The organism is Terrabacter sp. 2TAF16 (assembly GCF_052115065.1).
Classification (GTDB): Bacteria; Actinomycetota; Actinomycetes; order Actinomycetales; family Dermatophilaceae; genus Terrabacter.
Window position 1 is genome coordinate 122,623 of the sequence record NZ_JBFRFZ010000005.1, and the last position, 21,638, is coordinate 144,260.

At 71.2% G+C, this 21,638-nt stretch carries 22 protein-coding genes; 7 read left to right on the plus strand and 15 right to left on the minus strand.

The features are described from left to right. Position 1 precedes the first annotated feature (1 nt). From dapF to miaB, 4 genes are read right to left on the minus strand one after another with little or no spacing between them, the layout of a single operon-like run. Positions 2-853, minus strand: a complete 852-nt coding sequence (gene dapF, locus AB4Z14_RS07805) for a diaminopimelate epimerase (RefSeq protein WP_442274713.1) — start codon at positions 851-853, stop codon at positions 2-4. Position 854: 1 nt separating this feature from the next. After that, complete coding sequence (gene miaA, locus AB4Z14_RS07810) at positions 855-1,820, minus strand: tRNA (adenosine(37)-N6)-dimethylallyltransferase MiaA (RefSeq protein WP_442274714.1); 966 nt, start codon at positions 1,818-1,820, stop codon at positions 855-857. Positions 1,821-1,865: 45 nt separating this feature from the next. Continuing rightward, on the minus strand, positions 1,866-2,480 hold the full coding sequence (gene def, locus AB4Z14_RS07815) for a peptide deformylase (RefSeq protein ID WP_442274715.1): 615 nt from the start codon (positions 2,478-2,480) through the stop codon (positions 1,866-1,868). A 42-nt stretch (positions 2,481-2,522) separates the two neighbouring features. Further along, positions 2,523-4,094 (minus strand): tRNA (N6-isopentenyl adenosine(37)-C2)-methylthiotransferase MiaB, encoded by a 1,572-nt coding sequence (miaB, locus tag AB4Z14_RS07820; RefSeq protein ID WP_442274716.1) that lies wholly within the window; start codon positions 4,092-4,094, stop codon positions 2,523-2,525. 197 nt (positions 4,095-4,291) lie between these two features. On the opposite strand from miaB, the gene AB4Z14_RS07825 reads away from it, so the two are divergent. Beyond that, positions 4,292-4,897: a YceI family protein gene (locus tag AB4Z14_RS07825; RefSeq protein WP_442274717.1), complete on the plus strand. Its 606-nt coding sequence runs from the start codon at positions 4,292-4,294 to the stop codon at positions 4,895-4,897. Between the two features lie 98 nt (positions 4,898-4,995). Here AB4Z14_RS07825 and AB4Z14_RS07830 read toward each other — a convergent pair whose 3' ends face one another. The 4 genes from AB4Z14_RS07830 to AB4Z14_RS07845 form a co-directional block, all read right to left on the minus strand. After that, the gene (locus tag AB4Z14_RS07830) at positions 4,996-5,538 is read right to left on the minus strand and encodes a regulatory protein RecX (protein WP_442274718.1); all 543 of its coding nucleotides are present in this window, start codon (positions 5,536-5,538) and stop codon (positions 4,996-4,998) included. A 386-nt stretch (positions 5,539-5,924) separates the two neighbouring features. After that, positions 5,925-6,974 (minus strand): recombinase RecA, encoded by a 1,050-nt coding sequence (recA, locus tag AB4Z14_RS07835; RefSeq protein ID WP_028785358.1) that lies wholly within the window; start codon positions 6,972-6,974, stop codon positions 5,925-5,927. Between the two features lie 219 nt (positions 6,975-7,193). Next, positions 7,194-7,742, minus strand: a complete 549-nt coding sequence (locus AB4Z14_RS07840) for an O-acetyl-ADP-ribose deacetylase (RefSeq protein WP_442274719.1) — start codon at positions 7,740-7,742, stop codon at positions 7,194-7,196. Continuing rightward, positions 7,742-7,990 (minus strand): DUF3046 domain-containing protein, encoded by a 249-nt coding sequence (locus tag AB4Z14_RS07845; RefSeq protein ID WP_082620036.1) that lies wholly within the window; start codon positions 7,988-7,990, stop codon positions 7,742-7,744. The genes AB4Z14_RS07840 and AB4Z14_RS07845 overlap by 1 nt, the downstream gene beginning before the upstream one ends. Positions 7,991-8,146: 156 nt before the next feature. Between AB4Z14_RS07845 and AB4Z14_RS07850 the strand changes: the two genes are divergently transcribed. Then, positions 8,147-9,766, plus strand: coding sequence for a DUF3352 domain-containing protein (locus AB4Z14_RS07850; RefSeq protein WP_442274720.1), 1,620 nt, complete (start codon positions 8,147-8,149; stop codon positions 9,764-9,766). A 59-nt stretch (positions 9,767-9,825) separates the two neighbouring features. Here the strand turns inward: AB4Z14_RS07850 and AB4Z14_RS07855 are convergent, their stop codons facing one another. The 6 genes from AB4Z14_RS07855 to rimO are packed head-to-tail and all read right to left on the minus strand — an operon-like array spanning position 9,826 to position 15,000. After that, positions 9,826-10,932 carry a dipeptide epimerase gene (locus tag AB4Z14_RS07855; RefSeq protein ID WP_442274721.1) on the minus strand — a complete coding sequence of 369 codons (1,107 nt, stop codon included), beginning with the start codon at positions 10,930-10,932 and terminating at the stop codon, positions 9,826-9,828. Continuing rightward, positions 10,929-11,894, minus strand: a complete 966-nt coding sequence (locus AB4Z14_RS07860) for a serine hydrolase (protein ID WP_442274722.1) — start codon at positions 11,892-11,894, stop codon at positions 10,929-10,931. The genes AB4Z14_RS07855 and AB4Z14_RS07860 overlap by 4 nt, the downstream gene beginning before the upstream one ends. A 17-nt stretch (positions 11,895-11,911) precedes the next feature. Further along, positions 11,912-12,214, minus strand: a complete 303-nt coding sequence (locus AB4Z14_RS07865; RefSeq protein ID WP_056780226.1) for a helix-turn-helix domain-containing protein — start codon at positions 12,212-12,214, stop codon at positions 11,912-11,914. An 11-nt stretch (positions 12,215-12,225) separates the two neighbouring features. Then, positions 12,226-12,810 (minus strand): CinA family protein, encoded by a 585-nt coding sequence (locus tag AB4Z14_RS07870; protein WP_442274723.1) that lies wholly within the window; start codon positions 12,808-12,810, stop codon positions 12,226-12,228. A gap of 1 nt (position 12,811) precedes the next feature. Further along, positions 12,812-13,528 (minus strand): CDP-diacylglycerol--glycerol-3-phosphate 3-phosphatidyltransferase, encoded by a 717-nt coding sequence (gene pgsA, locus AB4Z14_RS07875; protein WP_442274724.1) that lies wholly within the window; start codon positions 13,526-13,528, stop codon positions 12,812-12,814. After that, on the minus strand, positions 13,525-15,000 hold the full coding sequence (rimO, locus tag AB4Z14_RS07880) for a 30S ribosomal protein S12 methylthiotransferase RimO (RefSeq protein WP_442274725.1): 1,476 nt from the start codon (positions 14,998-15,000) through the stop codon (positions 13,525-13,527). Before rimO ends, pgsA begins: the two co-directional genes overlap by 4 nt. 28 nt (positions 15,001-15,028) lie before the next feature. On the opposite strand from rimO, the gene AB4Z14_RS07885 reads away from it, so the two are divergent. Then, positions 15,029-16,249: a dipeptidase gene (locus tag AB4Z14_RS07885; protein ID WP_442274726.1), complete on the plus strand. Its 1,221-nt coding sequence runs from the start codon at positions 15,029-15,031 to the stop codon at positions 16,247-16,249. 54 nt (positions 16,250-16,303) lie between these two features. Here the strand turns inward: AB4Z14_RS07885 and AB4Z14_RS07890 are convergent, their stop codons facing one another. Then, positions 16,304-17,050 carry an ion channel gene (locus tag AB4Z14_RS07890; RefSeq protein ID WP_056780235.1) on the minus strand — a complete coding sequence of 249 codons (747 nt, stop codon included), beginning with the start codon at positions 17,048-17,050 and terminating at the stop codon, positions 16,304-16,306. 101 nt (positions 17,051-17,151) lie between these two features. Here AB4Z14_RS07890 and AB4Z14_RS07895 point away from each other — a divergent pair, with 101 nt between their 5' ends. The 4 genes from AB4Z14_RS07895 to kdpC all read left to right on the plus strand — a co-directional run bounded on the left by AB4Z14_RS07895 (position 17,152) and on the right by kdpC (position 21,636). Next, positions 17,152-17,238: a potassium-transporting ATPase subunit F gene (locus AB4Z14_RS07895; RefSeq protein ID WP_082588788.1), complete on the plus strand. Its 87-nt coding sequence runs from the start codon at positions 17,152-17,154 to the stop codon at positions 17,236-17,238. Further along, positions 17,238-18,884 carry a potassium-transporting ATPase subunit KdpA gene (kdpA, locus tag AB4Z14_RS07900; RefSeq protein WP_056780238.1) on the plus strand — a complete coding sequence of 549 codons (1,647 nt, stop codon included), beginning with the start codon at positions 17,238-17,240 and terminating at the stop codon, positions 18,882-18,884. The genes AB4Z14_RS07895 and kdpA overlap by 1 nt, the downstream gene beginning before the upstream one ends. Positions 18,885-18,988: 104 nt before the next feature. After that, positions 18,989-21,058, plus strand: a complete 2,070-nt coding sequence (gene kdpB / locus AB4Z14_RS07905) for a potassium-transporting ATPase subunit KdpB (protein ID WP_056825683.1) — start codon at positions 18,989-18,991, stop codon at positions 21,056-21,058. A gap of 5 nt (positions 21,059-21,063) precedes the next feature. Next, on the plus strand, positions 21,064-21,636 hold the full coding sequence (gene kdpC / locus AB4Z14_RS07910) for a potassium-transporting ATPase subunit KdpC (RefSeq protein WP_442274727.1): 573 nt from the start codon (positions 21,064-21,066) through the stop codon (positions 21,634-21,636). The last annotated feature ends 2 nt before the right edge of the window (positions 21,637-21,638 follow it).

Sequence of the window (21,638 nt, forward strand, 5' to 3'; positions counted from 1 at the left end):
GTCAGAGCGGGAAGTCCCCGTCGGCGACGAGGACCGCGGGTCCTGCGAGCTCGACCCGCTGGCCGGCCAGGGGCGTGACGGTGAGGCGCCCACCCGGCACGTCGACCGTCCACGGGCTGAGGTCCTCCACCCCGGACCAGAAGCGCGTCGCGAGGGCGGCCGCAGCAGCGCCCGTGCCGCACGACCGGGTCTCGCCGACCCCACGCTCGTGGACGCGCATGGCGATGTGACCGGGTCCGACTGCTCGGACGAACTCGACGTTGGACCCGTCGGCCGGCTCCGGATGCAGTTCGGGCGCCTCACCGAGGTCGAGGTTCTCGAGGGCGATGCCCTCGGGCAGCATGACGACCGCGTGCGGGTTGCCGAGGTCGAGGGTCAGTGCCGGCACGGGCTTGCCGTGGCGCGGCTTGACCATGACGTCGAAACCGTCGCGGCGGGCACCCTCCTCGTCGCCGAGACGCCACGGACCGAGGTCGACGGCATACCCCTGCTCGACGACGCGCACCGTCTTGACGCCGGCGCGGGTGGCGATGCTGAAGGTCGAGCCGAACGCCAGGCCCTCACGGCGGAGGTACTCGGCGAAGACGCGCGTGCCGTTGCCGCACATCTCGGCGAGCGAGCCGTCGGCGTTGCGGTAGTCCATGAACCACTCGGCCTCGCGCGACTGCGCTCGCACGTCCTCGTCGGTCGAGAGCGCCGCGCGCACGACCCTGATGACGCCGTCGGCCCCGAGTCCGGCGTGCCGGTCGGCGATGCGTTGCACCTGGGCGGGGGTGAGCTCGAGCGAGCCCTCGAGGTCGGGGACGAGGACGAAGTCGTTCTCGGTGCCGTGGCCCTTGGTGAAGCGCGTCATGTCAGTCATTCTCCGGTATGCCGTCGCGCACCCGCGCATCCGCCTCACGAACTGCCGTGAGGGCCCGGTCGAGCAGGTCCGGGCTCGTGGCGTCGAGCCACTCGATGCGGGGGTCGGGCCTGAACCACGACTCCTGCCGGCGGGCGTAGCGGCGAGTCGCCTGAGCCGTGTCGCTGCGCGCCGTGGCCTCGTCGAGGGCGCCGTCGACGACGGCGATGGCCTGGCTGTAGCCGATGGCCCGACTCGCGGTGACACCGTCGCGCAGACCTACGGCGAGGAGGGCCTCGGTCTCGCCACGCAGCCCCGCCTCCCACATGCGCTCGACACGCCGCTCGATGCGTTCCACGAGGACGTCACGGTCGACGCGGAGGCCCAGGACAACTGCCGGAGAGACGAACTCACGCGTGGGCATCGACGCACTGAACGGGCGGCCGGTGAGCTCGATGACCTCGAGGGCCCGGATCACCCGTCGGCGGTTGCCGGGCAGGATCGCGGCGGCAGCCCGTGGGTCGAGAGCGAGCAGCCGCGCGTGCATCGCGTCACCACCGACCACCTCGGCCTCGGCCTCGAGGCGCCCGCGCACGGCGGCGTCGGTGGGCGGGATCTCGAGCCGGTCGAGGGCGGCTCGGACGTAGAGGCCCGACCCGCCGACGAGGAGCGGCCGGTGGCCTCGCCCGCGGATCGCGGCGATGTCGGCGCGGGCTGCCGCCTGGTAGCCGGCGACGCTGGCCTCCTCGGTCACGTCGAAGACGTCGAGCTGGTGGTGGGCGATGCCGCGCCGCTCGGCGGCGGGCAGCTTGGCCGTGCCGATGTCCATGCCGCGGTAGAACTGCATGGCGTCGGCGTTGACGATCTCACCACCGAGCCGCGCGGCGAGGTCGAGGGCCAGGTCGGACTTGCCCGTCGCCGTCGGCCCGACGACGGCGACCACCGGAGCGGCGACCGTCGGCGCGCTGTCAGGCGTCACGACGGTCCGGACGCGAGCAGGTCGTGGCTGTCACGAGGCGAGGGCTCAGCCGATGAGGTCGTCGGCGTACTCGTCAACCTCGTCCTCGTCGTGACCGAACGGGTCCTTGTCGACGCCTGGATGCCACGAGCTGCCGGGCTTGCCCCAGCCGTTGCGCTTGACGGCCTTGCGGGCCTTCTTGGACTGGCGGTCGTCGAGACGGTCGACGTAGAGGGTGCCGTTGAGGTGGTCGTACTCGTGCTGCATGCACCGCGCGAACCATCCGGTCGCGTCGAACTCGACGCGGTTGCCGTCGACGTCGAAGCCGATGACGTGGGCGCGGTCGGCCCGCTTGAGGGGGAAGGCCTCACCGGGCACCGAGAGGCAGCCCTCGGTCTCCTCGTCGGGGTTCGGGCGCTCCTGCGGGATCTTCGAGGTGGTGACCGTCGGGTTGATGACGTGCCCCTGCTCGGGCACGCCGTCCTCGTTGGCCATCTTCCAGATGAACACCCGCAGCCCGACCCCGATCTGGGGTGCCGCGAGCCCGACGCCGTTGGCCGCGACGTTCGTCTCGTACATGTCCTCGACGAGGGTGCGGAGCTCGTCGTCGAAGTCCGTGACGAGGGCGGCGGCCCGGTGCAGGACGGGCTCACCGGTGATGACGATGGGGCGCACACTCATGCACCAAGTCAAGCACGTGGGGACGCGCTGACCCGAATCGGCTCAGACGACAGAGCAGCCCGACGCCACCGGGGTGATGGCCGGTCGACCGATGGACGGCATGCCGAGGCTCACGGCCGGCTTGCCGGTGCCTTGAGGCGCGTCCTGGAGCGCCGCCCAGGCGTCACCCCCGGGGGTGCGCCGGACGGCATACGTCCCGCCCTCGAGGCCCGAGTCGGCCACGAGGTGGTGCGGCGCGCCGTACGTGACCTTCACGGTGACCATGTCGCCGGGGCGGGGCACCTCCGCGCCCTCGGGAACGGCGAAGTGGACGAGCCGGTTGTCGCGGGCCCGCCCTGACAGCCGCTTCGTCTCGACGTCCTTGCGACCCTCCGACGGCGCGACGAGCACCTCGACCTCACGGCCCTCGACGGCGCGGTTGCCGGCCCAGCTGACCTCCTCCTGCACGGCGATGAGTCGCTCGAAGCGCTCCTGCACGACGGCCTTGGGGACCTGGTCGTCCATCGTCGCAGCGGGGGTGCCGGGCCGGATGGAGTACTGGAAGGTGAAGGCGCTGGAGAAGCGCGACTCGCGGACGACGTCGAGCGTGCCCTGGAAGTCCTCCTCGGTCTCGCCGGGGAAGCCGACGATGATGTCGGTCGTGATCGCCGCGTCCGGGATGTGCCGGCGGACGTTCTCGATGATCCGGAGGAACTTCGTGCTCCGGTAGGAGCGGCGCATGTCCTTGAGCACCTTGTCCGAGCCGGACTGGAGGGGCATGTGCAGGCTGGGCATCACGTTGGGAGTCTCGGCCATCGCGAGGATGACGTCCTCGGTGAAGGCGGCCGGGTGCGGGCTCGTGAAGCGGACGCGCTCGAGGCCCTCGATCTCGCCGCAGGCGCGCAGCAGCTTGCCGAAGGCGAGGCGGTCGCCGAACTCCACGCCGTAGGTGTTGACGTTCTGGCCGAGCAGGGTCACCTCGACGACGCCCTGGGCCACGAGCGCCTCGATCTCGGCGAGGATCTCGCCGGGACGACGGTCCTGCTCCTTGCCGCGCAGGCTCGGCACGATGCAGAAGGTGCACGTGTTGTTGCAGCCGACCGAGATGGAGACCCAGGCGCTGTAGGCCGAGTCGCGACGGGTCGGCAGGGTCGAGGGGAAGACCTCGAGGCTCTCGAGGATCTCGACCTCGGCGCGCTTGTTGTGGGCCGCCCGGTCGAGCAGGGCGGGCAACGAGCCGATGTTGTGGGTGCCGAAGACGACGTCGACCCACGGCGCGCGTTGGACGATGGTGCCGCGGTCCTTCTGGGCCATGCAGCCGCCGACGGCGATCTGCATGTCGGGGTTCTTCTGCTTCGCCGGGCGCAGCTGTCCGAGGTTGCCGTACAGCTTGTTGTCGGCGTTCTCTCGCACGGCGCACGTGTTGAACACGACGACGTCGGCGACCTCCGGCCGCTCCCCGGTCGGCAGGCTCGCGAGGTCGACGTAGCCCGCCGTCTCGAGCAGCCCGGCGAGTCGCTCGCTGTCGTGGACGTTCATCTGGCACCCATGGGTGCGGACGTCGTAGGTGCGGGGCGAGCCGGCGGGCGCGGTGGTGGCGGCCTCGGGCGTGGGCGCGAAGTTCTGCGTTGTCATGGCACCGACAAGGGTACGTCGTGCAGCGCGCTCCCACGGCCGGGCGCGGTCGATGCTCCGGTCCGGCCTCGATCCCAGCGCGCGAGACGAAGGAATAGGGGTGATGGTGGACCTGTTGACCCCATTGCTTGACAGTTCAACGACTTGAGTGCATCATAGTTGTTGAAGATTCAATAACCTACTCCGAAGGACACATCATGGGCCTGTTCACCCGCACCAAGGACGAGACCGTCTCCGAGACCCCCTCGGTCGCTGTCGAGAACATCTCCGGCGACTACACCATCGACCCGAGCCACACGCGCATCGGCTTCTCCGCACGCCACGCGATGGTCACGAAGGTCCGCGGCCACTTCGACGAGTTCGAGGGCTCGGCCCACGTCGACACCGTGACGCCGGCGAACTCCTCGGTGACCGTGACGATCCAGGCCGCCAGCGTCACCACGGGCAACGAGCAGCGCGACGGTCACCTCAAGACCCCCGACTTCTTCGACATCGCCACCTACCCGCAGATCACGTTCGTCTCGACGAACGTCGAGCGCGACGGCGCCGAGTGGGACATCACCGGCGACCTGACCATCAACGGTGTCACCAAGTCCGTCACGATCCCCTTCGAGGAGACCGGCTCGGCCAAGGACCCGTTCGGCAACACGCGCGTCGGCTTCGAGGGTGACGTCACCATCGACCGCACCGAGTGGAACCTCTCTTTCAACGCGGCCCTCGAGACCGGTGGCGTCCTCGTCAGCGAGAAGGTCAAGCTCGAGTTCGACGTCTCCGCGATCGCCAACGTGCCCGCCGAGGTCTGAGCAGCACCGCACCACAGCACACCCAAGGGGGTGGGGACCACACGGTCCTCACCCCCTCGTGGTGTCCGGAGGGCATGCCGTGAGCACCGCGACGCTCCTCAGTCACGACCGTGTTCGGGCAGCCCGTCGACCGCGTCGCGGATGATCGGCCACGCGACCTCCCCCGAGTAGCCCTTGCGAGCGAGCAGCCCGGCCAGACGTCGGGTCTGGACCTCGGGAGCCAACCCGCGCATCGAGCGCAGCTTCTTGGCCACCAGCTGCTCAGCCCGGAGCCTCTCGTCCCCGGCACCCACCTGACCGAGCGCCTCGTCGGCGATCTCCTGGTCGATGCCCTGCTTGCGCAGCTCGTGCGCGAGCGCGCGCCGGGCCAGGCCCTTGTCCGACTGCTTCGAGCGGACGAGCATCTGGGCGTACGCCTCGTCGTCGATGAGACCGACCTCGGTCATCCGGTCGAGGACCTTCGCCGCCACGTCGTCCTCGCAGCCGCGCTGGCGCAGCTTCTTCTCGAGCTGGGCACGGCTGCGCGGCGCCATGCTCAGCTGTCGCAGGACGATCGCGCGTGCCACCGACTCGGCATCGGCCTCGGGCACGGCCGTCTCGACGTCCTCCGGCGGGGGCGCCCAGTCGGGTCGCTCCCCCACCTCATCGGAACCCCAGCCCGAGCGCGGCTTGGCAGACCGGCGCCCCCGACGGCCGGAGCCGCCGGCACCGCCCGACCGGCCCGGACGCCCGCCGCCGCGGGACCCTCCCGACGAGCCCGACGGGCTCGACCCGTCGGACCGGGTCATGCGTGTGCTCGCGGGCCGCCCGCTCTCATGCCCGGTCGGCTCGGCGCGGACGGGCACGGACCACGGCAGTCCGGACCGGCTCGCACCGGCCTCGGACGCCGACTCCCCCCAACCTGCATCCGAGCCTTCACCCGACGCACCGCCGGCTCGCACCCCGGCCACCCCCTCGGCCTCAGCCAGGGCGGCCGCGGCGCGAGCCAGACGGTCCCGTGCGGTCTCCTCTTCGGAGAGACCCATGGTCAGAAGTCGACAGGCACGTCCGACACCTCGGCGGGCTGGTCGACGCGCGGCCCGACGCCGAGCTTCTCCTTGACCTTCTTCTCGATCTCGTCGGCGAGGTCGGGGTTGTCCTTGAGGAAGTTGCGAGCGTTCTCCTTGCCCTGGCCGAGCTGGTCGCCGTCGTAGGTGTACCAGGCACCGGCCTTGCGGACGAAGCCGTGCTCGACGCCCATGTCGATGAGGCCGCCCTCACGCGAGATGCCGTGGCCGTAGAGGATGTCGAACTCGGCCTGCTTGAACGGCGGGGAGACCTTGTTCTTGACGACCTTGACGCGGGTGCGGTTGCCGACCGGCTCGGTGCCGTCCTTGAGGGTCTCGATGCGACGCACGTCGAGGCGGACCGAGGCGTAGAACTTCAGCGCCTTGCCACCGGTCGTCGTCTCGGGCGAGCCGAACATGACGCCGATCTTCTCGCGGAGCTGGTTGATGAAGATCGCCGTGGTGCCGGTGTTGTTGAGGGCGCCGGTGAGCTTGCGCAGCGCCTGGCTCATGAGTCGTGCCTGCAGGCCCACGTGGCTGTCGCCCATCTCACCCTCGATCTCGGCGCGCGGCACGAGGGCCGCCACGGAGTCGATGACGATGATGTCGATGGCACCCGAGCGGATCAGCATGTCGGCGATCTCGAGCGCCTGCTCGCCCGTGTCGGGCTGCGACACGAGCAGGGCGTCGGTGTCGACACCGAGCTTCTTCGCGTAGTCCGGGTCGAGCGCGTGCTCGGCGTCGATGAACGCCGCGATGCCACCGGCCTTCTGCGCGTTGGCGACCGCGTGGAGCGCGACGGTCGTCTTGCCCGAGGACTCCGGGCCGTAGATCTCGACGACGCGTCCGCGCGGCAGACCGCCGATGCCGAGAGCGACGTCGAGGGCGATCGATCCGGTGGGGATCACCTCGATGGGCGGACGGATGTCGTCGCCGAGGCGCATCACCGCACCCTTGCCGTAGCTCTTCTCGATCTGGCCCATCACCGAGGAGAGGGCCTTGTCCTTGTCCTTTTCCTGCACCGAAGCCATGTCGGTCACCTATCTGCCGTCTGCGTTGCGGTCGTCTACCTTCGACCCGGGCCACGGCCTCGTGCTGCGAGGTCCGCTGTCGGGTCAGACGCTAGGTGCCGGCGCCGACATCGGGAGGATCCACGAGACGGCCTGTGGACGATGCGGGTGGTGGCGCAGGACCTGTGGAGAACACTACCGAACAGGTGTTCGAAGTCCGCACGACACGCCGATCCCGGGTCAGCGTGTCGCTCTCAGCCGCGTCAGCGCCCGGTCGAACGCGGCGTACGCCGGGTCGGAGAAGAGCCAGAACCGCGCCTCGCGCACCCCGACGTGCACCGTGAGCGCTGCCGCCAGCGCCTCGAGCGACACCCCCGCCGCCGCGTCGAGCGGGTAGCCGTAGACCCCGCACGAGACGGCGGGGAAGGCGAGCACCGCGCAGCCGGCGGCGTCGGCGACCTCGACCGACCGCACGTAGCAGCTCGCCAGGAGCTCCGGCTCACCGTCACCTCCCCCTCGCCAGACCGGGCCGACCGTGTGGATGACGTGCCGCACGGGCAGCCGACCGGCGCCGGTGATCTTCGCGTCGCCGGTGTCGCACCCGCCGAGCAGCCGGCACTCGGCGAGCAGAGCCGGCCCCGCTGCCCGGTGGATCGCCCCGTCGACACCGCCGCCGCCCAGCAGGGACCGGTTCGCGGCATTGACGATGGCGTCGGCCGAGGCGTCGCTCGTGATGTCGCCGTGCCGCAGCGTGATCCGCGACAGACCGGGGTCGAGCGACGCCGGCATCAGCGACCAGCCTGACCGCCCTGGGCCCCCCGAGCGACACGGGTGTCACGTCCGAGACGTCGCTCCGGTGGCACGTCCATGTCGACGCACAGCGCTTCCCACACCGCACGCGGCGCCTCGCCGTCGGCGAGGGCCTGAACGACGGTGCGGTTGCCGAGCGCACCCAGCACGTGGTCACGGGCGAGCGACCCGGCATACGCCGCGCCGAACTCGTCGTCCATCAAGGTCCAGAAGTGGCTGATCCGCACCACTGCAGTGTGCCACCCGTGGCACCGGAACCGTTCCACGCGAATCCGTCGTCGGAGCGTTATCGCAACCGGCCGCGGACGTCCGGCGCTGCCGGTATCGTCCTCTCGTCCCGCGCGCAACCGCAGGACGCACCGAACTCTTCAGGGGAGCACACCATGACCGAGCCCACCGAGCCCACCGGGCCCACCGAGCCCACCGAGCCCACCGAGCCCACGCACGGGGCGAGCCAGCCCTACACCTACCCGACGCCCGCCGGAGCGGCCGAGACCGTTCCCGGCGAGGTCACGCTCTCCGACGACCCGCAGCCGCCCACGTCCGGGGGCCGCAAGCGCACGGGTCTGCTCGTCGGTGGCGTCGTCACCGCCCTCATCCTCGGTGGCGCCGGCGCCTTCGCCTTCCAGACGCTGAGCGGCGGCGGTTCGCAGCCCGCCGACGTGCTGCCCGGCGACGCCTACGCCTACCTCCGTCTCGACATCGACCCGTCCGCCGGCCAGAAGATCGCCGCCGTGCGCTTCCTGGGCAAGCTGCCCCAGGTCAAGGACACGCTCGGCGCCGACGACCCCCGCAAGCAGCTGTGGCAGCTCGCCTCGAAGGACGCGAGCAACGACTGCGTCGCCAGGTTCAGCTACGACACGGACATCGCGCCCTGGCTCGGTGACCGGGTCGGCGCCGCGATCCGTCCCGGTGGCACCGCGGACGCGCCCAACGTCGCCATCGCGATCCAGGTCAAGGACGAGTCCGCGGCCAAGGACACCCTGACCAAGCTGTTCGCCTGCGACAAGGGCGGGTCCGACACCGAGCTGCGGATGAAGGACGGCTACGCCATCGTCACGCCGCCCGGCGTGGGCGACGCCACCCTCGCGGCTGCCGCCAAGGGCACGCTCGCGCAGAACGCCGACTTCACCTCCGACATGGCGGCCCTCGGCGAGCAGGGCATCCTGTCGGCCTGGTTCGACATGGGCGCGGGCCTGAAGGAGATCCAGAAGTTCAGCGGCACGACCGGCATGGACGCGACGGCCCTGGCCTCGGCGAAGGGACGCTTCGCGACGGCGGTCCGCTTCGACGCAGACTACGTCGAGATGGCCGGCGTCGTGCGCGGCGCCGACGCGACGAAGTCCGTCAAGGGCGACGGCAGCGAGGTGGCCTCGCTGCCGGCCAACACGATGGCTGCCGTCAACGTCTCCGGCGCCGACCAGATGCTCGACTCGGCGTGGCCCCAGCTGAAGAAGCAGATCGAGAGCCTCGCCGCCGCCGACGGTGAGTCCGACCCGATCGGCATGGTCGAGCAGCAGCTCGGCATCAAGCTGCCCGACGACCTCAAGGTGCTGCTCGGCCGCTCCTTCACCCTGGCCATGCCCGAGCAGGACCTCAAGAGCGACGTGCCGGTCCTCGGGGCCAAGGTCGTCTCGAGCGACGCCAAGCGCGCCGACGAGCTCGTGGGTCGACTCATGGAGTCGGCCGGCGTCGGCGGCGACGTGCTGACCCACAAGGTCGAGGGCGACAAGGTCTTCGTGGCGACGACGCCCGACTACGCCGACGACCTCAAGTCGGGCGGCAAGCTCGGCGACAGCGACACCTTCAAGGTCGCGGTCGGTGACGTCAGCAACGCGACGGCGACGCTCTTTGTCGACCTCGACAAGGTCGACGCCCTCGTCAAGGGCGACGTCCACGGCGAGGCCAAGTCCTTCCTCGAGTCGCTGCGTGCCGTGGGCTTCACCGCCACCAACACCGGCAACGGTGAAGGCTCGTTCACGTTGCGCGTCCTGGGCGACTGACACCACCTGCAACGCTCGAAGGGCCCCGCTCCGGCGGGGCCCTTCGTGCGTGCGGTGGGTCAGTCGTGGTGGACGAACCCGCTGATCCCGAGACCGTCGGTCATCGGCACACGGATCTGGTTGCCCGAGTAGGCGATTCCACCCACGACGGGTGACGTGACCGACCACCATGCGGCGTCGAGGTCACTCACCTCGGTCGTGGGTTCGGCAGCCACGAGCGCTGCCGCGGCCCCGACCCCGACGTGGCTCTCCATCATCGAGCCCACGATGGTGCGCAGGCCGGCGTCGTGGGCGCGGCGCAGCATGTCGCGGCCCACGGTGAGCGATCCGCACTTGGCGAGCTTGACGTTGACGAGGTCCGCCGCGCCGAGCCGGATGATCCGTTCGAGGTCGTAGGGCCCGTAGCACGACTCGTCGGCCATGACCGGCAGCCCGACCCGCTCCCGCACCCAGGCCAGGCCCTCGACGTCGTCGGCCACGACCGGCTGCTCGACGAACTCGACCCCGAGGTCGGCGACCTCGAGTGCGCGGATGACCTGGACGGCCTCCTCGCGCGTCCACCCCTGGTTGGCGTCGAGCCGGATGCCGACGTCGGGTCCGACGGCGTCGCGCACCGCCGCGACACGCTGCACATCGGTGCTCGCGTCGGTGCCCACCTTCATCTTCAGGGTGCGGAAGCCGTCGGAGACGCGCGCACGCGCCGTGTCGGCGAGGGCGTCAGCCGCACCTGCCGACAGGGTGACGTCGGTCGTGAGCACCTCGCGTATGCCGTCCGGCCGGGTCGCGAGCAGCGCCGCCACCGACGTGCCCTCCGCCTGGGCGACGAGGTCGTGCAGGGCCGCGTCGACCGCTGCCTTGGCACCGAAGTTGCGGGCGACGGCCCGCTGGACGACGGCAGCAGCAGCGGCGAGGTCGCTGCGGTCGTCGAGCCGGTGGCCCGTGACGGCAGGCGCGAGCATCTGCTCGATGCACGCCGTGGCGCTCGCGAGCGACTCCCCCGTCACCTGCCACACCTGGGGCGCCTCTCCCCAACCCGTGCGGCCGTCGCTGTCGGTGACCGTCACGACGACGGTGTCGGTGGTCTCGGTGCGGCGCAGGGCCGTGACGAACGGCGTGTGGAGCCGCACGGACGAGGTCGTCGTCGTGACCCGCGCGACGGTCGTCATGCCCGCTCCCCCTCGGCCCCCGGCTGGGCCGCGAGGTCGGTCAGGGGCTCGGTCAGGGGCTCGGTCAGGGGCTCGGTCACGGTCCCCGGGTCGTCGGTCGGGTCGTCGGTCGGGTGCTCGGCACGCCAGACGTCCCGGGCGATGCCGGCGACGAAGACGGCGGCCTCCGTCTCGTCGAGGTCGATCGTCGTGCAGACGGCGATGACGAACGGCTCCTCGCCCACCGGCCGCACGAGCGCGACGTCGTGGGAGACGCCCGGGATCCAGCCCGACTTGCTCGCGGTCGGGGTGCCCGGCGGCAGGCCCGCCGGCACCTGGTCGACGTGCTCCTGCCGGGCCAGCATCTCCTCGACGGGCGCCAGCACCTCGTCGCCACCGAGGGCGGGCTCGCGGCGCCCGACCGCGGCCATGACGAGCCCGAGATCGGCGGCGGTCACCGTGTTGGTGATGCCGGCTCGACGGGCCACGGCGTCCTCGATGCCGCGCCCGACCACGGTGGCCGGCGAGCAGCCGACGATGCGGAGCACCTCGGCCACCTCGTCGAGGCCGACGACGTCGACGAGCAGGTTGGTCGCGATGTTGCTCGAGTGGGTGATGGCCTGCTCCGCCAGCTCTCCCAGCGTGCGGGTGCCGCCGAGCGCCGCCCAGGTCTGCGGGTCCTGGTCCTCGGCCTCGTCGAGGTCGAACGGGGATCCGTCGAGCACGGAGGCGAAGGTGCCGGTCACCGCGACCGGCGCGTCGAGGTCGAGTTCGCCGCGCACGACGCGGCGGAAGGCCGCGATGACGAGCGGGAGCTTCATCGTGGACGCGGCGTAGTGCGGCGCGAACGCGTCGTGCTCGTAGCGGGGCCGGCCGTCGAGGTCTCCCAGCCACACCGACACCGCCGCGTCAGGGTCCGAGGGGTCCGAGGCCGAGACGGCCCGGTCCAGGCGTGAGTCGAGGTCCGAGAAGGGGCTGGGCACCCCAGCACGGTAGACGATCAGGCAGCGGAGGCGGACACCACGTCGCCCGACGGGACGGGCAGCGAGACGGTCGGGGCGAGGCCTTCGCTCTCGGCCATCCGGTTGGACACGTCGATGAGGACCTGCGACAACGGCAGGGCCAGCGCCCCGCAGATTGAGGCGAGCAGCTCGGACGAGGCTTCCTTCTCGCCGCGCTCGACCTCGCTGAGGTAGCCGAGGGAGACAGAGGCCGTCGCAGAGACCTCACGGAGGGTGCGGCCCTGGGCGCGCCGGCGCTCACGGAGGACGTCGCCGAGCTCGCGCCGCAGCAGTGTCGTCATGTCGTCCTCCTTCAGGTCGCTGGTGTCGTGCGTTCGGGTGCCGTGCCGTCGTCGGGGTGACCCGACAGCCCTACCGTACCCCGAGGGTCCCACGGCGGCGCAGGTGTTTGGCGCGTGGCGCCCGTCTCCTCCACCGCGAGCCGGAGCACCGCGTCCACGGTGGCCGACCGGATCTCGGCCCTGGTCCCGTTCAACTCCAGGGCACGCGTCACTGTTCCCGACGGACCGGAGACAGCCACGTGGACGGTGCCCGCCGGCTTGCCCTCCGACGGTCCCGGACCGGCCACACCGGTCGTGGCGAGGCCCCACGTGGAGCCGAGCCGACGGCGTACGCCCTCGGCCATGAGCGCGGCCACCTCGGGGTCGACGGTGCCCACCCGTGCGATGAGCTCGTCGGGCACGTCGAGCAGCGCCGTCTTCACCTCGGCGGCATACGCGACGACCCCACCGAGCAGCACCACGGACGCGCCAGGGGTGTCGGCCACGGTGGCGGCGACGAGCCCCGCGGTCAGCGACTCGGCACAGGCCACGGTCTGGCGTGCCTCGGTCAGCCGGGCCACGAGACATGACCCCGGCGCCTCGGACACGTCTTCCACGTCAGTCCCGCTTCGCGGTCCGGGGTGGCGCCGGGTCGCCGGTGGACCCGTCCGGCGTCTCGGACCTCGCCTCCCGGGCGGCGGCGCGGGCGGCCCGCCGGGCCAGCGTGCGCTCACTCGTCTCGCGCAGCCGTGCCGCCTTGAAGACGTAGTCGATGCCGCTGACCACGGTCATGACGAGCGCCGCGCCGAGCACGACGTAGGCCACGAGCAACCATGCGCTGCCGAACGGGAGCACCCAGAGCGGGAAGGTCAGGGCCCCGAGCGACAGCGTCTGGAGCATCGTCTTGAGCTTGCCGCCACGGCCGGCCGGCATGACGCCGTGCCGGATGACGACGAAGCGCAGCACGGTGATGCCGATCTCGCGGACGAGGATGACGACGGTCACCCACCACCACACGACCCCGAGCAGCGACAGCCCGATGAAGGCCGTGCCGGTCAGCGCCTTGTCGGCGATGGGGTCGGCGACCTTGCCGAAGTTGGTGATCTCACCGCGCTGCCGCGCGATCTTGCCGTCGATGCCGTCAGTGACCGCGGCGAGGACGAAGACCGCCCACGCCCAGAAGCGCCACCACGGCTCGTTGCCGCCGTCCTGGAAGAGCAGCGCGGCGTAGACCGGGACGAGCAGGAAGCGCAGGACCGTCAGGGCGTTGGGCAGGTTCCAGTCGGTCGGTCGGGGCGCCGGCCCCTCCCCCCGGTGGAAGGTCTGTGGCGTCATCGCGGCTCCGCGACGAGGTCGATCCCCTCGGTGCCGACGACGACAGCCGGCACGAGGTCGCCGACCTGTGGGGCCGGGGCACCCTGGGGGACGTGCACGATGGTGACGCCGTCGACGTCGGGCCCCTGGAAGTCGGCGCGCCCGACGACGGTGCCCTCCTCGTCGTCGATCTCCTCGACGAGGACGAGGACCCGCTCGCCGACGCGCTCCTCGGCCCGCTGGGCGTTCAGCTCCTCGACGAGGCGGGTGAAGCGGTCGAGACGCTCGGCGACGACCTCGGGAGCCAGCTTGCCGGCGTAACCCTCGGCCTCGGTGCCGTCCTCGTCGGAGTAGCCGAAGACGCCGACGACGTCGAGACGGGCCTCCGTGAGGAAGGCCTCGAGCTCGTCGAGGTCGGCCTCGGTCTCGCCCGGGAAGCCGACGATGACGTTGCAGCGGATGCCGGCCTCGGGAGCGTCGGCACGCACCCGCCCGAGGAGCTCGAGGAAGGCCTCGCGCGAGCCGAACCGGCGCATCGAGCGCAGGAGCGGCTCGGACGCGTGCTGGAAGGAGATGTCGTAGTAGGGCACGACGCCGGGGGTGTCGGCCATGGCGCGCAGCAGGCCGGGCCGGATCTCGGCCGGTTGGAGGTAGGAGACGCGGACGCGCTCGATGCCCTCGATCGCGGTCAGCTCGGGCAGCAGCTTCTCGAGCAGGGCGAGGTCGCCGAGGTCCTTGCCGTAGCTCGTGGAGTTCTCGGAGACGAGGAAGAGCTCCTTGACGCCCTGCTCGGCGAGCCAGCGGCCCTCGGCGACGACGTCGGCGGGACGGCGCGACAGGAACGCGCCACGGAACATCGGGATGGCGCAGAACGAGCAGCGACGGTCACAGCCCGAGGCGATCTTGAGCGGCGCCCACGGACGACCGTCGAGGCGCGCGCGGATGACCCGGGGACCGGAGGCGGGGGTCGGCACGTCGTCGTCGGCGAGGTCTGGGCGTGGGTCACCGTGGCCCGGCAGCGCGACGGACGCGGAGCCCTGCTGGCGCTCGACCGGGGTCAGCGGGAGCAACGTGCGACGGTCGCCCGGCGTGTGGCTCTCGACGTGGCCGCCCGCGAGGATCGTCTGCAGGTGCGTGCTCATGTCGCGGTAGGAGTCGAAGCCGAGCACGGCGTCGGCCTCGGGCAGCTGGTCGGCGAGCTCCTTGCCGTAGCGCTCGGCGAGGCAGCCGACGGCGACGACCTTCTGCGTGCGGCTGCCCTCGCCCTTGAGGTCGGAGGCCTCGAGCAGCGCGTCGATGGAGTCCTTCTTGGCCTGCTCGACGAAGCCGCACGTGTTGACGACGGCGACATCGGCCTCGGACGCGTCGTCGACGAGACGCCATCCCTCCGCGAGCAGCCGACCGGCCAGCTCCTCCGAGTCGACCTCGTTGCGCGTGCACCCGAGGGTGACGAGTGCGACGCTCTTGTCGGCGCTCGGGTGGGGAGGGGTCATGCGTCCACTCTAGATGCCGGGGTGTTCAATGGCCGACATGCTCGGAACCGCCGCCCACGGCCACGACGACCTGCTCACGAGGGCCCGCGACCTGCTGCGGGCGCACCCCCTCGTCGACGGCCACAACGACCTCCCGTGGGAGGCCCGCGAGCAGACCGGCTACGACTTCGAGGCCCTCGACATCTCCGGCCGCCTCACGACGACGCAGACCGACCTGCCCCGCCTCACCGAGGGCGGGGTCGGCGCGCAGTTCTGGTCGGTCTTCGTGCCGAGCACCCTCCAGGGCGACTCGGCCGTCACGGCGACGCTCGAGCAGGTCGACGGCGTGCACCGGATGATCGGGTCGTATGCCGACCGGCTGGCGCTCGCCCGCACCGCGGACGAGGTGGAGGCTGCCACCGCGACGGGCCGCGTCGCGTCGCTCCTCGGCGCCGAGGGCGGTCACTCCATCGACTGCTCGCTCGGGACCCTGCGGATGCTCCACGTCCTCGGCGTGCGCTACCTGACGCTGACGCACAACGACAACACGCCCTGGGCCGACTCGGCCACCGACGTGCCCGTCGTCGGCGGCCTCAGCGAGTTCGGCCGCGAGGTCGTGCGCGAGATGAACCGCCTCGGGATGATGGTCGACCTCAGCCACGTCGCCGGGACGACGATGCGGGACGCGCTCGGGACCACCGACGCACCGGTCATCTTCAGCCACTCCTCGGCGCTGGCCCTGTGCGACACCCCCCGCAACGTGCCCGACGACGTGCTCGGCGCGCTGCCCGCCAACGGCGGCGTGTGCATGGTGACCTTCGTCCCCGAGTTCGTCTCGCCCGCGACCGCCGCCTGGCGCGTCGAGGCCGCCGCCGCCGCGGCGGAGGTGGGCGTGGAGGCGCGCGACTGGGAGGCGTTCGGCCGGTTTACCGCCGGGTGGCAGCGTGATCGCCCCAAGCCGGACGCGACGATCGAGCAGGTCGTCGCCCACCTCGAGCACGTGCGCGAGGTGGCCGGCATCGACCACATCGGGATCGGCGGCGACTACGACGGCACCGACACCTTCCCGGTCGGGCTCGAGGACGTCAGCGGCTACCCGCGGCTCGTCGCCGCCCTGCTCGAGCGGTCGTGGTCCGAGGCCGACGTCGCGCAGCTCGTCCGCGGCAACACGCTCCGCGTCATGCGCGACGTCGAAGCCGTGGCCCGCGACCTCCAGACGACCCGCACCCCGAGCCTCAGGACCTTCGCCGAGCTCGACGGCACCCGCTGAGCGCTGCCTGCCCGACCCGGGCACACGGCATACGCCCTCGGTGGGCGCAGCCCGCTACTGACGGAAACGAGCGATGGTGAGCCCGACGAGGCGGGCGACGACGAGCGCGACGTAGAGCATGCCGGCGATCTGCTGGAGCAGCACGAACGAGCGGGCGTGCGGGGTCACGGCGTAGATGTCGGAGAGGCCGGTCGAGGTCATCGTCGTGATCGAGAGGTAGAGCAGCTCGTACCAGGTGCGTACCCCCGGCAGGGTCTCGCCGTAGATGGTGAACGAGTTCGGCCAGATGAACTGCACGGCGACGTAGAGGTAGGCGAAGCCCCAGGCGACGACGGTGAACGTCGCGCCCGTGGCGTAGAGCTCGTCACGGGTCACCCAGTTGTCGGCGAACATGTACCGCAGCAGGCCGTAGCCCGTGTAGAAGTAGAAGAGCGCGTGCAGCAGGGCGCTCCAGAAGGCGATCGGGCTGTTGTCGGGCCACACGGCCTCGGCCACGGTGAGCAGGACCACCGGCCCGCCCAGCACGACGGCGACCCACGTCAGCGCCGGGGTCGCCCGCACCGCGCGCACGGCGAGGAAGAGCACGAGCAGGCCGATGAGGCCGAAGACCGCGCGTCCCGCCTCGCGGTAGTCACCGAGGGTCGCGGTCTCGACGAAGGGGTAGGCCAACAGCGCACCCAGCTGGACGAAGAGGAGCAGGGCGCATGGCAGCTCGTTGACCTTGCGCCGCAGCTGGTCGAGCCGTGACGGCGGCCCGGCGCGACGGGGCGATGACGGCCAGAGCTCCAGCGACGCACTCACGACTCGGACTCTAGTGGCGGGCCCGTCAAGAACGCGTCAAGAGCCGTCAGCGCGCGGTCAACGGCTGCAGGGCGCCCGGCGGGCGACCCTAGGAAGGAGTCATGTTCACCTCCATCCTCCTCCTCGTGGTCGGCGTCGCCGTGCTGGTGTACCTCGTCCACGTCCTGCTCCACGCGGACCGGTTCTGATGAGCGACACCGTCAGCGGGCTGCTCACGATCGCCGTCCTCGTCGCCGCGCTCGCCGCCGTCCACGTGCCACTCGGGTCGTGGATGGCACGCGTCTTCACCGACACCCGGGACTGGCGCGTGGAGCGCCTCGTCTACCGCCTGTGCCGCGTCGACCCCGCGTCCGAGCAGCGCTGGAGCACGTATGCCGTCGCTGTCCTCGGCTTCTCCGTCGTCGGCGTCGTCCTGCTCTTCGCGCTCATCGCCCTGCAGGGCTTCCTGCCGTTCGCCCGCGGTGCGTCGATGAACCTCGACACCGCTCTCAACACGGCCGTCTCGTTCGTGACGAACACCAACTGGCAGTCGTATGCCGGGGAGTCCGGCACGTCGCCGCTCGTCCAGACGCTCGGGCTGACCGTCCAGAACTTCGTCTCGCCGGCGGTGGGGCTGGCGGTGGCCGTGGCGCTCGTGCGCGGCCTCGCCCGTTCGAGCGGGGCCGAGATCGGCAACTTCTGGGTCGACCTCGTGCGTGGGTCGCTGCGTGTCCTGCTGCCCCTCGCCGTCGTCGGGGCCGTCGTCCTGCTGCTCGGCGGCGTCATCCAGAACCTCACGGCGCCGACGGAGGTCACGACGCTCTCCGGCGGGTCGCAGGTCGTCCAGGGCGGCCTCGTCGCGTCGCAGGAGGCGATCAAGGAGCTCGGCACGAACGGCGGCGGCTACTTCAACGCCAACTCCGCCCACCCCTTCGAGAACCCGAACGCCATCACGAACCTCGTCGAGATCTTCCTGCTGCTCGTCATCCCGTTCTCCCTGCCGCGGACCTACGGCATCCTCGTCGGCGACCGGCGGCAGGGCTGGGCAGTGCTCGGCTTCATGGCGACGCTCTGGGGCCTCATGGTCGCGGCCGTGACGTGGGCCGAGGTGAGCGCGGCGAGCGGCCCGCTCGGCGGCCTCGAGGGCAAGGAGGTGCGTTTCGGCGTCTGGCCGTCCGCCCTCTTCGCGGCGAGCACCACCGGCACCTCGACCGGCGCCGTCAACTCGATGCACGAGAGCTACAGCCCTCTCGGTGGAGGCGGTGCGCTCGTCCACATGCTCCTCGGCGAGGTCTCCCCCGGCGGTGTCGGGTCGGGACTCTACGGCGCCTTGCTCCTCGCGATGCTGACCGTCTTCATCTCCGGGCTCATGGTCGGGCGCACGCCCGAGCTGCTCGGCAAGCAGATCGGTCGGCGCGAGATCACGCTGGTCGCGCTGGCCCTGCTCGTCATGCCGGCCCTCGTGCTCGTCTTCACGGGGATCGGCATGGTGGCGCCCCTGGTGTCGTCGCAGATGCTCGCGAGCGGCCCGCACGGGCTCACTGAGGTGATGTACGCCTACGCCTCGGCCGCCAACAACAACGGCAGCGCGTTCGCCGGCTTCTCGGCCGACACGCCGTACACGAACCTCACCCTCGCCCTGTGCATGTTCCTCGGCCGCTTCGTGCCGATCGTCCTCGTGCTGGCCCTTGCCGGTTCCCTGGTGGCGCAACGACGTCGGCCAGCCAACGCTGGCACCCTTCCCACCCACACACCCACGTTCGCGGGCCTCTTCGTCGGGGTGGCGATCATCGTCACCGGACTCACGTTCTTCCCTGCCCTGGCCCTCGGTCCCCTCGCGGAGGCACTGTCATGACCCCGTCCCCGACGACGACCCCGTCGTCCCCCGACACCACCGACCCGCGCGGCCCCGGCGCCCACGGCGGCTCGGCCCACCGGCGCGGCGGCTCCGGCAGCGAGATGCCTCTCATCAGGGCGGGGAAGGCCCCGCTGTCGCTCGGCACGCTCGCGCGCCAGCTGGTCGCGACCTTCCCCGAGGCCGTGCGCAAGCTCGACCCGCGTCACGTGTGGCACAGTCCCGTCGTCTTCGTCGTGTGGATCGGCTCGCTCCTGACCACCGTCGTCGCCATCGTCGACCCCTCGTGGTTCGCGTGGAGCATCACCCTGTGGCTGTGGGCCACCGTCCTCTTCGCCAACATGGCCGAGGCCGTCGCCGAGGGCCGCGGCAAGGCGCAGGCGGCCACGCTGCGCGCCACCCGGACCACGACGACGGCGCAGCGCCGGAGCGCCGACGGCTCCGTCGAGACCGTGGCTGCCTCCGACCTCACGATCGGCGACGTCGTCGTCGTGCGTCCCGGCCAGGTCATCCCCGGTGACGGGGACGTCGTCGAGGGCATGGCCACCGTGGACGAGTCGGCGATCACCGGCGAGTCCGCTCCCGTCATCCGTGAGTCCGGTGGTGACCGGTGCGCCGTCACGGGCGGCACGACCGTGCTCTCCGACGGCATCACGGTGCGCATCACGACCAAGCCCGGTGAGACCTTCATCGACCGGATGATCGCCCTCGTCGAGGGCGCGGCACGGCAGAAGACGCCCAACGAGATCGCGCTGACCATCCTGCTCACCACGCTGACGATCATCTTCGTCCTCGCCGTCATGGCGATCCAGCCGCTCGCCGTCTACTCCGGCCAGGAGCAGTCTGTCGTCGTGCTCGTGGCCCTGCTCGTCTGCCTCATCCCCACGACGATCGGGGCGCTGCTCTCCGCGATCGGCATCGCCGGCATGGACCGGCTCGTGCAGCACAACGTCCTCGCGATGTCGGGCCGTGCCGTCGAGGCAGCGGGCGACGTGTCGACGCTGCTGCTCGACAAGACCGGCACCATCACGTTCGGCAACCGCCGAGCAACCGAGCTGCTCGCGGCCCCCGGCCTTCCGGACGTGGAGGTCACCGAGGCGGCCTACCTCTCCTCACTGGCCGACGAGACGCCCGAGGGGCGCTCGATCGTCGAGCTGTCCGCGCGGGGCCTCGCCGACGAGACGCGTACGCGCTTCGACGGAGTCCGGCGCGAGGGTGCCACGTTCGTGGAGTTCACCGCGCAGACCCGCATGTCGGGGATCGACCTGCCCGACGGCACGGCCGTGCGCAAGGGCGCGTCCGATGCCGTGTGCCGCTGGGCTTCCGACCACGGAGGTGGCGTTCCGTCCGGGGTGCTCACCGAGGTCGCCGGGATCGCCAGCTCCGGCGGGACCCCTCTGGTCGTCGCGTCGAAGCAGCCGGGCGGGCCGGCCCGGGTGCTCGGCGTCATCCACCTCAAGGACGTCGTCAAGCCCGGCATGAAGGAGCGCTTCGCCCAGCTGCGCGCGATGGGCATCCGCACCGTCATGATCACGGGCGACAACCCGCTCACGGCGAAGTCCATCGCGGAGGAGGCCGGGGTCGACGACTTCCTCGCCGAGGCCACACCCGAGGACAAGATGGCCCTGATCCGGAAGGAGCAGCAGGGCGGCCGTCTCGTGGCGATGACTGGCGACGGCACGAACGACGCCCCCGCCCTGGCCCAGTCGGACGTCGGCGTGGCGATGAACACCGGAACCTCGGCGGCCAAGGAGGCGGCCAACATGGTCGACCTCGACTCCGACCCGACGAAGCTCATCGACATCGTCTCCATCGGCAAGCAGCTGCTCATCACCCGAGGAGCGTTGACGACCTTCTCGATCGCCAACGACATCGCGAAGTACTTCGCGATCATCCCGGCGATGTTCGTCGTGCTCTTCCCCGGCCTCGAGGCCCTCAACATCATGGGCCTCTCGACCCCGAAGTCGGCAATGCTCTCGGCCGTGATCTTCAACGCCCTCGTCATCGTCGCGCTGATCCCCTTGTCGCTGAGGGGGGTTCGCTACCGGCCCTCCGGAAGCACTGCCCTGCTGCGGCGCAACATCCTCATCTACGGAGTCGGCGGCGTCATCGCCCCGTTCATCGGCATCAAGCTGATCGACCTCGTCGTGAGCCACCTCCCCGGAATGATGTGAGACACGTGGACAACGTCATCAAGCAGTCCCTCGCGGGCCTTCGGGCCATGCTCGTCCTCACCGTGCTGTTCGGCGTGCTCTACCCCGCCGCGGTGTGGGGCGTCGGCCAGGTCGCCGGACGCGACCAGGCGGCCGGCTCGCTCGTCTCGTCCGGAACCAGGGTCGTCGGCTCGAGCCTCATCGGCCAGCAGTGGCAGGGCGACGAGTGGTTCCACGGTCGCCCCTCGGCCAGCGACTACGCCGGCGATACGAGCGGTGGAACCAACCTCGGGCCCGGTGCTGACCTCGAGGCCGAGGTCGCCAAGCGCGCGGGGGCAGCGGGTCTCGACCCTTCGACCGCTCCCGCCGACGCGCTCACCGCATCGGGCAGCGGGCTGGACCCCCACATCACGCCGGCGTATGCCGTCGCCCAGGTCGAGCGCGTCGCCGCAGCCCGAGGTCTCGACGTCACCCGGGTCCGGGCGCTCGTCGAGGAGCATTCACAGGACCGCATTGCCGGCTTCCTGGGCCAGCCGCGGGTCGACGTCCTCGAGCTCAACCTCGCCCTCGCGCGTCTCTCGGCGCCGAGCGCCGGGTGACC